Here is a 13,507-nt window from a genome sequence, read left to right on the forward strand (position 1 = left end):
GCGGCTATCCAACCACAGCCCAGTCCCGTATCGGCAACCGCGTTCGTCGTGCCGAATTACGGCGCCGGCCTAGCGCTCGGCAAGGCGCTGCCAAAACAGCCCGCCGACAGCCCAAACCCAGGATGCCGAACACCACGCCGCTGGCTAACGCCAGATACAGGCTCCATGAGCCCTCCATCAGCATGGCGACGCTGGCGCCCGATTGCACGCGGAGGCGACCCTGCCATCAGCGGCCTTGCCCTTGCCTACAATCGGCCACGCGCCCGCAGCGCCTCGCCCAAGCGGGCGATTTCCGCCTCGCCCGCCGCCAACGCCTCCGCGCTGGTATGTACCGAGTAGTATCCCGTCGCCAGTTCGTGCAGGTGCCGCGGCGAGGAGCCCAGCACGAAGGCGGCGTCACCGACCGCGGTGAACGAGACGGCCTCGCCGGATTCGGCGAAAGCCGCCATTTCGCCTGCCTCCAGCGGCCGAGCCTCTCCCGCCGCGTTCAAGGCGCCGGCGTTCAGCGCCACCCAAGCCACCTCGTGCCCTGCCGGCGGGACAAAAGTCCAACGCTCTCCATCCTTCAGCGACACCGCCAGATAACTGACGCCCTCCGGCGACGGGATCGGGCTCCTGGCCCCGGCGTACTCGCCCAACAGCACCTTGGCCGGCCCGATCTGCGGAATCCGCTCCGGCGCCAGATACACGCTCTCGGCCGGCGCCAGCTCCAGCTCGGCCGGCAACGCCAGCCACAACTGGAAACCGGCCATCCGGCGCGAGCCCGGCGCCGGCTCGCTGGCATGCCATACGCCCTTCCCGGCCCGCATCCACTCCACGCCGCCCGCCGGCAACAAGCCGCGCGCCCCGGTGGTGTCTTCGTACGCCGCCTCGCCCGCTATCAACCAGGTGAAGGTGGCGATGCCGGAGTGCGGGTGCAGGCCGAAACCCTGCTGGCCATCGCTCAGGTCCATATCGAACCAGTCCAGAAAGACGAAAGGCTTCAACTGGCGCCCCATCCGGCCCGGGCTCAGCAGCCGGGTGATGGGTCCGTGCGCGGCGCCGCGGGTGCGGTGGACGATGGCGCGAGGGGAGGCAAGCGTGGCGGCGTTCATGGCGTATTCCTTGTCGATAGCAGTCGGATGGCGATGAACCCAGCTTACCGCCATCGCCATTGCCGAACTAGACGGTATAATTGTATTTAATTCATCCATGTATGTAAGGAATAAGGCGATGCTGGATCTGAACGACGTGGCGCTGTTCGTGCAAGTGGCGCGCCAGGGCAGCTTCACCGAAGCCGGCCGCCGGCTGGGCTTGCCGCCCAATACCGTCAGCCGCCGCGTACAGCAGCTGGAGGACGCGCTGGGCAGCAGGCTGCTGCAACGCAGCACCCGCAAGCTCAGCCTCACCTCCGCCGGCGAAGCCTTCTACCAGCGTTGCGCCGCCGCGGTGGACGGGCTGCTCGACGCCGGCCAGGCGCTGGCTAGCGCCGGCGGCGAACCCAGCGGCCTGATCCGCGTAGCCGCCACCGCCGATTTCTTCGATTTCCTGCCGATGGAATGGGTAGCGGAATTTCTGGACGCGCATCCGCGGGTAAGAATCGAATTCGCGCTCAGCGACGCCCGGGCGGACTTGATCGCGGAGCGGATAGACGTCGCCTTCCGCGGCGGCGAGCTGGCCGACTCCAACTATGTGTCGCGCCGGCTGCCGGTCAGCGGCAACGCCGGCCTGGTGGCCAGCCCCGCCTACTTGGACCGCCGCGGCGCGCCGGCGACGCTGGCCGAACTGGCGACGCACGACTGCGTGACTGGCGCGGCCCCGGGCGAGCGCGTCGCCTGGAAGCTGCTCGCCCCCGACGGCAGCGAGCAAGAAGCGCTGGTAGGCGGCCGCTTTCGCGGCAATACCGCCCAGGCGCAGCGGCGGGCGGCGCTGGCCGGCCTCGGCATCGCTCTGCTGCCGCCGGCGTTGGCGCAACTGGACCTGGCGGCCGGCCGGCTGCTGTCGGTGCTCCCCGGCCATCGCCGCCCCGGAGCGGGACTCAGCGTGCTCTATCCCAGCCGCAAGCACCTGCCCGCGGCGGTCAGCGCCTTCGTCGCCATGGTGGTGGAGAAACTGGAAGGGAACGCGCCGGCAAGCTGAACGCATTTGGCAAATCTGCGCGCGCCGGCGCGAAGCCGCGCCAAGAAATGCGCGGGCGCGCTTGGCATGATCGTCCGGGTCAGGGAGACGCCCTGATATTCCGGAGACAGAATATGCGAAGCATCCCTCTCGCCGCGCTGTGCCTGGCCCTGGCCTCGGCGCTGGCCGCGCCGGCCCATGCCGCGCCCAAAACCTATAAAACCCCGCACCTGGCCAAAGCCCAGGCCAGGCAGCCCGCGCCGCCGCGGCTGTGGCAACAGCGCCCGCCAACCGACTTCCAGGCCCGCTACCGCTTGCAGGACAACCGCACCGTGATAGGCAAGCCGCAGAAAAAACTGGTCCGCCACGCGGCCACGCCGCAGTGCCAGGACATGAATGCGCTGGCCAGCCACAGCGGCGCCGATCTCGCCAACTATCTGGTCAGCCTGCCCGACTACACCTGCACCTACGGCTTGTTCGCGCTGGACAAAAATCTGGCCGCCTCCATTTACAGCGCCGGCAACCTCAACGCCGTCGCCAGCCGCTTCGCCCAGGAAGCCGCCGGCTACAACGCGTCGTCGATGGCTCTGGTCAACCTGACCCTGTATCTGCGCGCCGGCTATTACCTGGCCAGCACCGGCGCGCTGCCGGCGCTGGACCCCAGCCTGCAAAGCGCGCTGCGCCCCGGCATCAAGCAACTGGCGGCGGGAACGGCGCTGTTCGCCGCCAACGCCCAGGCGCCCACCACCGCGGGCGAGGTGATGACGCTGATCACCAATATGGCGGACGAAGCCTATTACCTGCCGTCCGTCCGCACCATCGTCCAGCGCTACACCAACACCGCCGCCAACCCCAACGCCGCGCAAAGCCTGCGCGAAACTACCGCCAGCCAGGGCTTCACCGGCGCGCTGACCGTGTTCTTCTACGCCCACGGCCGCGCCAACGCCGCGCCGCTGCTGCAGAACGACGGCAGCTATTCGGCGGCGCTGACCCAATTCGTCCAGGCCAACAAGGCCAGCCTGCTTGGCACCGAAACGGCCTACCAGCTGGGCGACGCCACCCGTGAAGGGTTGCGCTTCATGCAATATCCGGCGCTGCTGCCCGCCATCAAGCCGCAGGCCAAGGCCATCCTCGCCGCCAGCAGCATGACCGGGGCCGACAACGAGCTGTGGCTGGCGGCGGCGGAAGCGGTCAAGTACTACGACAACGCCAACTGCGCCGAATACGGCACCTGCAATTTCGAAACCAAACTGGCCGACGCCGTCCTGGTCAACCGCTACACCTGCAGCCCCACCATCCGCATCCGCGCGCAGGAAATGACCACAGACCAGATGCAGTCGTCGTGCGCACTGCTGCAAAAGGAAGAGTCCTACTTCCACCAGATGCTGCAAACCCGCAACCAGCCGGTGGCCAACGACAACAACGCCTCGCTGGAAGTGGTGGTGTTCGACGACTACAACAATTATTCCAAGTACGCCGGCGTGATCTACGGCATCTCCACCGACAACGGCGGCATGTACCTGGAAGGCAACCCGGCCGATCCGGGCAACCAGGCCCGCTTCATCGCCCACGAGGCCTCGTGGCTGCGCCCGGCGTTCAAGGTGTGGAACCTGGAGCATGAATACATCCATTACCTGGATGGCCGCTTCGACATGTACGGCGACTTCTCCGCCGCCACCCAGCAACCGACGGTGTGGTGGATAGAGGGCCTGGCCGAGTACCTGTCGCTGCGCAACGACAACCAGACCGCCATCGACGTCGCCAAGACCGGCACCTACCAGCTGAGCCAGATCTACGGCAACACCTACGACATGTCGGACTACGTCACCCGCGCCTATCGCTGGGGCTATATGGCCACCCGCTTCATGTTCGAGCGCCACCGCGCCGACATCGACGCCATGCTGCCCCTATGGCGCAAGGGCGACTACGCCGGCGGCTATGCGGGGCTGATGCGCCAGATCGGCAAGCGCTACGACGCCGAGTTCGCCGGCTGGGCGCAAAACGCCACCACCGCTGGCCAGCCGCCGCTGCCGCCATCCACCGGCTTGCCGGCCTGCAACGAAGGCTCGCCGGAGCGGCTGGGCAAGAATTGCTCGATTTCCGGCCTGTCCTCCTCCTACGCGGCCTATGCCGCCATCTGGATGCCGGCCGGCGCGCATAATCTGAAGCTGTGGACCAGCGGCGGCAGCGGCGACGTGGACCTCTACGTAGCCATTGACCGCTACCCGACGCCGGCGAACTATGACTTCTCGTCCGTCTCCGCCGGCAACGACGAATCGGTCGCCATCGCCGCGCCTCAGAGCGGCCACTGGTATTACCTGACGCTGCAGGCGAAGCAGCCGTTCTCCGGCGTGTCCGTCAGCGCCAGCTACGAGTAGCGACTCCGCCAATGCCCGCGGCGGGCTCCGGCGGCCACTGCGGGCATTTCTTGCAAAATGCATACAGATGGACCATCTTGTCTTAAACAATGCCAAAAGAATAATCGGCAACGATGGCACCATTACCTCGCCCGCGCGGCGAGCGACATTTGCGCAAGGATCGTCGCCTCATGCATATGACCATGCAGCAGCCGCATCTTGTCTGCGACCTGGCCGCAGTCGGCGCGATGGCCGCCCTGTTCGACCATCTGCCGGATGTGGTGTTTTCGGTGAAAGACCCGGATAGCCGCTACCTGGCCATCAGCGAAGGCTGCGTGCCCCGCTGCGCGCTGCGCAACCGCGGCCAGGCCGAAGGCCGCACCGCGCACGAGCTGTTCCCGCGGGACATGGCCAACCGCTACCGGGAACAGGACAGTCTGCTGTTCGCCGAGCGCGCGCCCTTGCGCAACCGGCTCGACCTGACCATCTACCCAGACGGCGCGCCAGGCTGGTGCCTGACCAGCAAGCAGCCGCTGCTGCATCCGGACGGCCGCCTGCTGGGCCTGGTCTGCATCTCGAAAGACCTAGCCGACCTCACCCGCGAAAAGCTGCTGGACGCGCGCTTCGCCGCCTGCGTCGACCACATCCAGGCCCATTACCACCGCCCGCTGCACCTTGAGGAGCTGTGCGAGCTGTCCGGACTCAGTATCGGCCAGCTGGACAGGCGCATGAAGCGTGTATTCCAGCTATGCGCCGGCGACTTCATCCGCCGCACCCGGATGGAAGCGGCCTGCCACGCGATACGCCACAGCCGCCGCCCGCTGGCCGACATCGCCGCCGGTTGCGGCTTTTCCGACCAGAGCGCCCTCACCCGGCTGTGCCGCCAATTGCTGGGCCTCAGCCCCCGCCAGCTGCGCATGCAGGCGCTGGCCGCGCGGCAGAGCTAAGCCATTCGAACATCCGCTCCATCGCGTCGCTGCGCAGCGCGTTCATGGGGCGCGACAGCCACCACTGCGCGCCCGGCAGCCGCGGATAGCCGGCCAACGCGCGCAACCGGCCGGCGCGCAGATCGTCGTCCACCGCCAGCAAAGACAAGCAGGCGACGCCGTGACCGCGCAGCGCGGCGTCCCGCGCCAGCTGGGCGTCGTCGTAAATGGCCGCCACGCCCAGCCGCCGCTGTTGCCGCCGCACCTCCGCGTCGACCGCGTCCGGCAGGCCGGCTTGCTCCAGCCGCAACAGCCGCGCCGCCTCGTTCTGGCGTTCGAACGGCAGCGCCGCCAGCCTGTCGGCCAGCTCGGGCGAAGAGACGAACAGCCACTCGTCGCGCAGCCAGCGCGCGTCTTCCCAGCCCTCCGTGGCCAGCGGCCGCGGCGAAATCAACAGGTCCAGGTCCACTTCGTCCGCCAGGCCCGGCTCCTCGTCGGTGGACAGCAGGGGAATAATGTCCGGGTGCGCGGCATGGAGTCCGGGCAGGCGCGGTTGCAGCCAGCCCTGCAGCAGAAAGGCCGGCCCCACCAGCACCACCAGGCCGGGATCGGTATAGGCGGCGATGCGGTCCAAACCGCGGCGCAGGGTGTCCAGCGCGCGCCCCACGCTCTGCCGCAGCAGCTCGCCGGCGAAAGTCAGTTCCACGCCCCGCCCCACCCGATGGAACAGCGGCTGGCCGACGAACGCCTCCAGTTGCAGAATCTGGTGGCTGATCGCCGACTGCGACAGATGCAGCGACTCGGCGGCGCGGGAAAAGCTGCCCATTCTCGCCGCCGCCTCGAAGCCGGCCAGCAAGCGCAGCGAGGGCAGCCGCGACTCGCCGGCGGCTTCCTCCGGGGCAGCCTCCCGCTTCTCCCGATACTCCGTCATGAGCCTCTCCTTGCCGCCGGCGCCCTGCCGGCTCGCGGCGATGCTATCGCCGATGTCCCGCTTCCGACCGACATCGCGCGCGGCCAGCGCTCAGCGGCAACCTTCGCCGCGCGGCGGCAGGCCGCGATCCGCTCCCAGGCTTCTTCCATGGCGGTTTCCGGCCGCGTCATCTCCGAACGTCCTTGCCGGCGCAGCGGCCGGTGGCGATCACCACGGCGCCACCTTGCCGCGCAGGGAGAAGGCACTCGGTTCATTCGCATCGCCTCCTACGCCGGCTGCTGCTGGGTCGCGCAGTGGATGCCGCCGCCGCCCGCGGCGATGGCGTCTATGTTCAGCTGCGCCACCTCGCGCCCGGGAAACAGCTCGCGCAACGCGCTTAGCGCATTGCGGTCGGCCCGCGCGTCGCCGAATTCGGGCGCGATCACCGCGCCGTTGCACACATAGAAATTGATGTAGCCGGCGGCCATCTCGTCGCTGCCGTGCGCGGGCCGGACCTGGGTCGGCCCCGGAATCGCCACCACCTCCAGTTTCCGGCCGCGCGCGTCGCGCGCCTGGCGCAGAATGGCCAAGTGACGACGGGTCAGCGAGTAGTCGTAGGAGTCGGGATCGGCCTCCAAGCCGGCCGCCACGATGCCGGGCGCGGCGAAACGGGCGTAGAAGTCGGTGTGGCCATCGGTGATGTCTCTCCCGGCGATGCCCGGCAGCCAGATCACCTTCTCCACGCCCAGCGCGCGGCGCAGTTCTTGCTCGCACCGCTCCTTGCTCCAACCCGGATTGCGATTGGGGTTGAGCACGCAGCTCTCGGTGATGATGGCGGTGCCTTCGCCGTCCACCTCGATGCCGCCGCCTTCCAACACCAGCCTGGAGCGCAGCGGCGGCGTTCCGGCCTTGGCGGCGACGAAGCCGGCCACCTTGGCGTCGCGGCCATGCGCCTGCTTGCCTCCCCAGCCGTTGAAGTTGAAATCCACGGCGGCCATGCGGCCTGCGTCGCTCCTGACGAACACCGGCCCGCTGTCGCGTATCCACAAATCGTCCAACGGCTGCGCGATCAGCTCCACGCCGGGGCCGCACAGCTTGGCCGCCATCTCCAGTTCGTTCTCCCGCGCCAGCATCCGGACCGGCTCGAAGGCGGCGATCGTCGCCGCCACCCTGGCCAGATCGCGGCGCACCGCCGGCAACAGACTCTCCCCCCACACAGCCAGGCTGGGCCCGAAAGCCATCCACGTGGCCGCATGGCGGTCGCCTTCGTCCGGCATCCGATATGCGGCCCCGGCGCTCGGCGTCGCGCCGACGCCGCCTGCCAGCGCCTTGCCCGCCAACAGGCTGGCCGCCGCCCATGCGCCGCCGCCCAGGAATTGTCTTCGGTTAGCCATCGCCTTTTACTCGCTTGATTTGGAAAGGATAGATTGTCCCGGCAATATATCATTCTGAAAATTGATTAATTTTCAGCAAATTAATCAATTTTTCTCATACAAGACTCATCACCAATCGCTCCAACCCCGCTTGCAAGATGTCCGTACAAATACTGTGCCGATGGCATGGAGCCAGCATTAACCCTATAACGGGATTGGTTTTTGCCAACACGCCCATGTGCAACCTCCCGGACTTTCCCGCCATGTTCAATTGCACGAAGGAAAGCAAGAAACCCGCCGCCGGCCCCGTTCCCCTGCCGGGAATCAAGGAAAGCGACATCTGTTTCCAGCTGCTGACTCATTACGTGGAGGATCACGGCATCTTCCTGCTGGATACGGATGGTCTGATACGCAGCTGGAACGACGGCGTGGAGCGCATACACGGCCACTCCGCCTCGGAGGCGCTGGGCCATCACTTCAGCAGTCTGCTGCCGCCATCGGATGACGCCTATCTGCAAGCGGCGCGGCAACTCGGCCTGGCTCGCCAAAGCGGACGCTACGCCTGCGAGCAATGGCACCTGAGACGGGATGGCAGCCGCTTTCTCGCCGAGATTCTGCTGGTGCCGCTGCACGACGACGGCGGCACGCTGCGCGGCTATGCCAAGCTCACCCGCGATCTCAGCCCGCGCAAGCGGCTGGAGGAGAGATTCCACCAGGTGGTGCAGGAGTCGCCCAACGCGATGGTCATGATCAACGGCGCCGGCTCCATCATCCTGTTCAACCGCCTGGCCGAATCCATGTTCGGCTACGACGGCGACGACCTGCTGGGCATGCATATCGAAAAACTGATGCCGGAGCGTTTTCGCGGCCATCACGGCCAACTGCGGCAGGGCTTTCTGCGCCACCCGGAGGCCAGGCCCATGGGGGTGGGGCGGGAGCTGTTCGGCCTCCGCAAGGACGGCGCGGAATTTCCGATCGAGATCGGCCTCAACCCGATAGACACCGAAGCCGGCCCCATGGTGCTGGCCGGCATCGTCGACATCACGGCCCGCAAGCAGGTTCAGCATCAGCTGGAAACCGCGCTGCAGGAAAAAACCACGTTGCTGAACGAGGTTCACCACCGGGTCAAAAACAATCTTCAAGTCATCATCAGCCTGCTGAACATGCAGACCCGCTACGTGCGCGAGGAAAGCACCCGCGGCGTGCTGCAGGACAGCCAGGCGCGCGTGCGCTCGATGGCGCTGATCCACCAGTTGCTGTACGAGCGCCACGATTTTTCCAAGGTGGACCTGGGCGAATACCTTCAGCGCTTCAACCAACTATTGCTGAGCAGCTACGGCCAACTGGCCGGCGAACTGGCCGTGGAGCTGGACGCGCCGGCCGGCCTGGTCTGCATCGAACTGCAGCGGGCAACGCCCTGCGGCCTCCTGATCAACGAACTGCTGACCAACGCGCTCAAGCATGCCTATCCCGACGGGCGAGGCGCCATCAGAATCCAACTGACGCGCGAGAACGAGCGGCAAGCCTTGCTGGTGGTGGCCGACCACGGCGCCGGCATGCCCGCCGCCCCCCCCATCCAATCTCTGGGCCTGCAACTGGTGCCCATGCTGGCGGAGCAGATGGGGGCCCGGCTGGACACGCTGGACAACCGGCCCGGCGTACGGGTGGAAGTCCGCTTCCCGGTGTTCGGCGCAGGAGGAACGCCATGAAGAACGTCCGCATCCTGATAGTCGAAGATGAACGCATCATCGCAATGGACCTGCAGCTGCAGTTGCAGGCGCTTGGCTATCAAGTGTGCGGCGTGGCCGCCGACGGCGCCCAGGCGATCGCCCGCTCGCGCAAGGAACAGCCCGACCTGGTGCTGATGGACATTCATCTGGAGGGCCCGATGGACGGGGTGGAAGCCGCTTGCGAAATACATCGCCAACTGCGCATCCCCATCGTATTCCTGAGCGCCTACGCGGAAAACGCCACCTTGCAGCGGGCGGAAAGCGCGATGCCCTACGGCTATCTGGTCAAGCCGGTTTCCCCGCGGGAGCTGCACGCCACGCTGCAGATGGCCATGGTGCGCTTCGGCATCCAGCGCCAGACGGACGAGCACCTGGGCCGCATCGGCAAGGCGATGCAGGCCGCCGAACTCGACGTATGGGAATGGAAGGTCGATGCCGACCAGATGCGGATGTTCAGCCTGGCCGACGATGCGCCGGCGTCCGCCGGCCTGGCGGCGGACGAGTCCATCCGCCACTTCCTGGAACAGATAGACGCCCGCGACGCCCCGGCAGTAGAGGCCGCCGTGGCCGCGGCGCGAGACCAGGGCTGCGGTATGGACGTGCAGTTCCGCGCCCGTACCGGTCCCGATCAGGATGAGCGCTGGCTGCTCGCCCGCGCCCGCTGTTTCGACGAAGGTGAACGCGGCCGCCGCATCGTAGGCGTGCTGCAGGACATCTCCGGCCAGCGGCGAGCCGAGGAAAAACTGCGTCAGGCCGCGACTGTGTTCGACTCCACCTCCGAAGGCATCGCGATATTGGACGCGCAACGCCGGGTGATTTCGGTCAACCCGGCCTTCAGCCTGCAAACCGGCTACAGCGCGGAGGAGGCGATGGCCTGGCCCGACATTTCCCCGCTATACCCGTCTACGCACGGCTTCTCCCATCCCGATCCGCAAACGCCGCCTGGAGACCGCAAACTTTGGCAAGGCAACGTCAATTACCTGCACAAAAGCGGCGAGGTGCTCAACATCTGGGAAAGCATCAGCATCGTGCCCGGCCCCGGCGGCGGCATCGCCAGCTACGTGCTGGTGTTTTCCGACATCAGCTCGGTGCTGGCCGTTCAGGAACAGCTGGACTATCTGGCCAAGCATGATCCGCTGACCAATCTATGCAACCGCCGCATGCTGCAGGACAGGATGGAATACGAACTGGCCCAGGCCCTGCGCCACCAGAAAATGATGGCGCTGCTGCTGATCGATCTCGACCATTTCAAAACCATCAACGATTCGCTGGGACACGGTCACGGCGACCAGTTGCTGACCACCATCGCCGCCAGGCTGCAAAGCGGCGTCCGCGCCAGCGATACCGTCGCGCGACTGGGCGGCGACGAATTCTGCATCGTGCTGGGCGACATCGACGCCCCCGGCGACGTGGATCTGATGGCGCAAAAGCTGCTGCAGCGACTGGCCGAGCCAGTGCGGCTGGAGCAGATGGTGTGCTACGTCACCGGCAGCATCGGCATTTCGATGGCGCCGGCGGACGGCCTGTGCGTGGACGAGCTGTTGCGCAACGCCGACCAAGCGATGTACGGCGCCAAGCATGCCGGCCGCAATCGCTATTGCTTCTTCGCGCCGGCGATGCAGAAGGCAGCCGAAGTCAGGCTGCAAATTTCCAGCGGCCTGCACCAGGCGCTGGAGCAAGGCCAGTTCCAGCTGGAGTTCCAACCCATCGTCGATCTGGCCAACGGCCGCATCCACAAGGCCGAGGCGCTGCTGCGCTGGCAGCATCCATTGCATGGCACAATCGCGCCGGCGGTATTCATCCCCATCGCCGAGGAGTGCGGGCTGATCTCCAAGATAGGCGAATGGGTATACGACCAGGCGCTGCGCGTGGTCCGTGAATGGCGCAACGCGTTGCGCGACGATCTGCGCATCGCAGTCAATATCTCCGCCGTGCATTTCCGCGACCCTCAAAACCCTCTGCGCTGGCTGGACAAGCTGTCGCGCAGCGGCGTGCCGGGCGAGGCGCTGATGCTGGAAATCACCGAGACCCTGTTGCTGGATGCCGATCGCAAGGTCCAGGACTCCCTGGATCGCTACCGCGCCATCGGCATCCAGATCGCGCTGGACGATTTTGGCACCGGCTACTCCGCGCTGTCCTACCTGAAACGCTATCGGCTGGACTACCTGAAGATAGATCAGGCTTTCGTGCGCCAGATCGCCGAGGACCCGCGCGACCACGCCTTGTGCGAAGCCATCATCGTAATGGCCCACAAGCTGGGATTGAAAGTCATCGCGGAAGGCGTGGAAACGCCGGCCCAGGCCGCCATCCTGCAAGCCTGTCATTGCGAATACGCGCAGGGCTTCCTGTATTCGCGGCCGCTATCGGGCGCCGCCTTCGCTGATCTGCTGCGCAACCATAATGGAAGCATGCCCGGAGAATTTCCTCCCTCCATGCGCGCCCTGCCCGCGGCTTGACCTGGCGGCGAGCGCAGCCGAAGATGGCGGTTTCCGTTGCGCGTCCCGGCGCGAGGAGCCGCTCATGCTGGAAATCCGCCTGGCCGACTTGCAAGACCGGGACGGCATCGCCTCCCTGCTGCGAGACAATTCGCCTTCCCGCGGCGGCGCGCTGACCGGAGAATTCCCCGCGGACAAGGTCGCCGCCATGCTGCAGACAGGCATGCCGGTGATTGCGGCCTTGCGCGGCGGACAAGTGGTCGGCGCGCTGTTCAGCGCCGCCGCCGACCATCCTTCGCCCCCGCCAGCGGTAGCCGCCATGCTTCGCGCCTGGCCGGGATCGCCCAACGCCTATGTCTACGGACCGATTTGCATCGCCGAGTCGGAACGGGGACAGGGACTGCCCGCCCGGCTCTATGCTGCGTTGCGGGCCCGCCTGCCGGGAAGGGAGGCCATCCTGTTCATCCGCCGCGACAATGCCCCTTCGCTGAGCGCCCACTTGCGGCTGGGCATGCGCGAAAAGGTGGCCTTCATCCTGGACGGCGTGGAATACACGGTATTAAGCGACGCGGATTAACCATTGCAAAACCATCCGTACTGACACTTAAGTATTCGCCCCGTAGCGGCGCGCTCCCTTTGCCAGCTATATCTGCATGGCGGCTCTCGTCCGCCGCGCATGGAGGCGCAAGCCCCCCTTCCCGCCAGGAGGCCCGCTCCGCAACCGCGCCGTCCGCCTCCAGGCCAGACGCGATGCCCTATCAGGAGCGGCCGACATGACTACCCCCCGCCTGCGCAAGGATGTGTTCAAACTGGATGCCGGCGACCAAACCCTGCAATGGTATGCCAAAGCCATTCACGATATGCAGCAGCGGCCGATCAGCGACACCTCCAGTTGGCGTTACCAAGCCTCGATTCACGGCACCCTGCAGAACCCATCATCGCTGACTTCGGACCAACGCCAGGCCTGGGCGCAATGCCAGCACGCCACCTGGTTTTTCCTGCCCTGGCACCGCGCTTATCTCGGCATATTCGAAGACATCGTCGCGGCGACGGTCGCCAAGCTCGGCGGTCCTGGCGATTGGGCACTGCCGTACTGGAACTACAGCGAAGCCAACGCGCGCGCGCTTCCCCCCGCCTTCACCGCGCAGGCATTTGCCGGACTGCCAGGCCAGAATCCCCTGCGCGTGGAACGCGACCAGGGCAATGACGGCAAGCCTTTTCTGGACAACAAGGCGGTCAGCCTGAACTGCCTGAAGCGCAAGATATTCGGCGGACACCTGACCACCGCCGGAGACTCCGGCTTCGGCGGCCCTGTCCGCGGTCCCAACCATATGGGCGACAGCGATCAGGGACAACTTGAAATGGTGCCCCACGACATGGTGCACAGCGATATCGGAGGCCTGATGGGCGATCCGGACACTGCCGCGCTGGACCCCATTTTCTGGCTGCACCACGCCAATATCGACCGTCTGTGGGAAGTATGGCGCAAGATGGGCAACGCCAATCCGACAGACCCCAAGTGGCTGAGCGCGACCCGCTTCTTCTTCCACGACGCAAGCGGCAGGGCGGTCACCTTCGCGCCGCAGGACGTAGTGGACACGGCAACCGGCCCATGGCGCTACCAGTACGACAACCTCGCCAACCCGCTCGGCAATGTCCGCTAGGGCTGCGCAGCATAC

The 13,507-nt window shown here is 66.4% G+C and carries 10 protein-coding genes; 7 read left to right on the plus strand and 3 right to left on the minus strand.

Annotated elements, in window-relative coordinates; all coding sequences use genetic code 11:
- Window positions 1-245: 245 nt before the first annotated feature.
- Window positions 246-1,094: a pirin family protein gene (locus DK842_RS24040; protein ID WP_114059711.1), complete on the minus strand. Its 849-nt coding sequence runs from the start codon at window positions 1,092-1,094 to the stop codon at window positions 246-248.
- A gap of 118 nt (window positions 1,095-1,212) precedes the next feature.
- On the opposite strand from DK842_RS24040, the gene DK842_RS01140 reads away from it, so the two are divergent.
- The 3 genes from DK842_RS01140 (at window position 1,213) to DK842_RS01150 (ending at window position 5,401) form a co-directional block, all read left to right on the plus strand.
- Window positions 1,213-2,118 (plus strand): LysR family transcriptional regulator, encoded by a 906-nt coding sequence (locus DK842_RS01140; RefSeq protein WP_114059712.1) that lies wholly within the window; start codon window positions 1,213-1,215, stop codon window positions 2,116-2,118.
- A 113-nt stretch (window positions 2,119-2,231) separates the two neighbouring features.
- Window positions 2,232-4,475 carry a M9 family metallopeptidase gene (locus tag DK842_RS01145; RefSeq protein ID WP_114059713.1) on the plus strand — a complete coding sequence of 748 codons (2,244 nt, stop codon included), beginning with the start codon at window positions 2,232-2,234 and terminating at the stop codon, window positions 4,473-4,475.
- Window positions 4,476-4,645: 170 nt separating this feature from the next.
- Entirely contained in the window at window positions 4,646-5,401 is a 756-nt protein-coding gene (locus DK842_RS01150) for an AraC family transcriptional regulator (RefSeq protein ID WP_232538569.1), read from the plus strand.
- On the opposite strand, the gene DK842_RS01155 is transcribed toward DK842_RS01150, so the two are convergent.
- Both DK842_RS01155 and DK842_RS01160 read right to left on the minus strand, forming a co-directional pair.
- Window positions 5,352-6,311 (minus strand): LysR family transcriptional regulator, encoded by a 960-nt coding sequence (locus tag DK842_RS01155; RefSeq protein WP_114059714.1) that lies wholly within the window; start codon window positions 6,309-6,311, stop codon window positions 5,352-5,354. The genes DK842_RS01150 and DK842_RS01155 overlap by 50 nt on opposite strands.
- Before the next feature lie 266 nt (window positions 6,312-6,577).
- On the minus strand, window positions 6,578-7,684 hold the full coding sequence (locus DK842_RS01160) for an agmatine deiminase family protein (RefSeq protein WP_114059715.1): 1,107 nt from the start codon (window positions 7,682-7,684) through the stop codon (window positions 6,578-6,580).
- A 242-nt stretch (window positions 7,685-7,926) separates the two neighbouring features.
- On the opposite strand from DK842_RS01160, the gene DK842_RS01165 reads away from it, so the two are divergent.
- From DK842_RS01165 to DK842_RS01180, 4 genes are all read left to right on the plus strand, one after another.
- Complete coding sequence (locus DK842_RS01165) at window positions 7,927-9,372, plus strand: sensor histidine kinase (RefSeq protein WP_168191771.1); 1,446 nt, start codon at window positions 7,927-7,929, stop codon at window positions 9,370-9,372.
- Complete coding sequence (locus tag DK842_RS01170) at window positions 9,369-11,849, plus strand: two-component system response regulator (protein ID WP_114059717.1); 2,481 nt, start codon at window positions 9,369-9,371, stop codon at window positions 11,847-11,849. The genes DK842_RS01165 and DK842_RS01170 overlap by 4 nt, the downstream gene beginning before the upstream one ends.
- 64 nt (window positions 11,850-11,913) lie before the next feature.
- A complete protein-coding gene (locus DK842_RS01175; RefSeq protein ID WP_114059718.1) occupies window positions 11,914-12,405 on the plus strand; it encodes a GNAT family N-acetyltransferase in 492 nt (163 codons plus the stop codon).
- 196 nt (window positions 12,406-12,601) lie between these two features.
- Window positions 12,602-13,492, plus strand: coding sequence for a tyrosinase family protein (locus DK842_RS01180; protein WP_168191772.1), 891 nt, complete (start codon window positions 12,602-12,604; stop codon window positions 13,490-13,492).
- Window positions 13,493-13,507: the final 15 nt, after the last annotated feature.

It is taken from the genome of Chromobacterium phragmitis (assembly GCF_003325475.1).
Classification (GTDB): domain Bacteria; phylum Pseudomonadota; class Gammaproteobacteria; order Burkholderiales; family Chromobacteriaceae; genus Chromobacterium; species Chromobacterium phragmitis.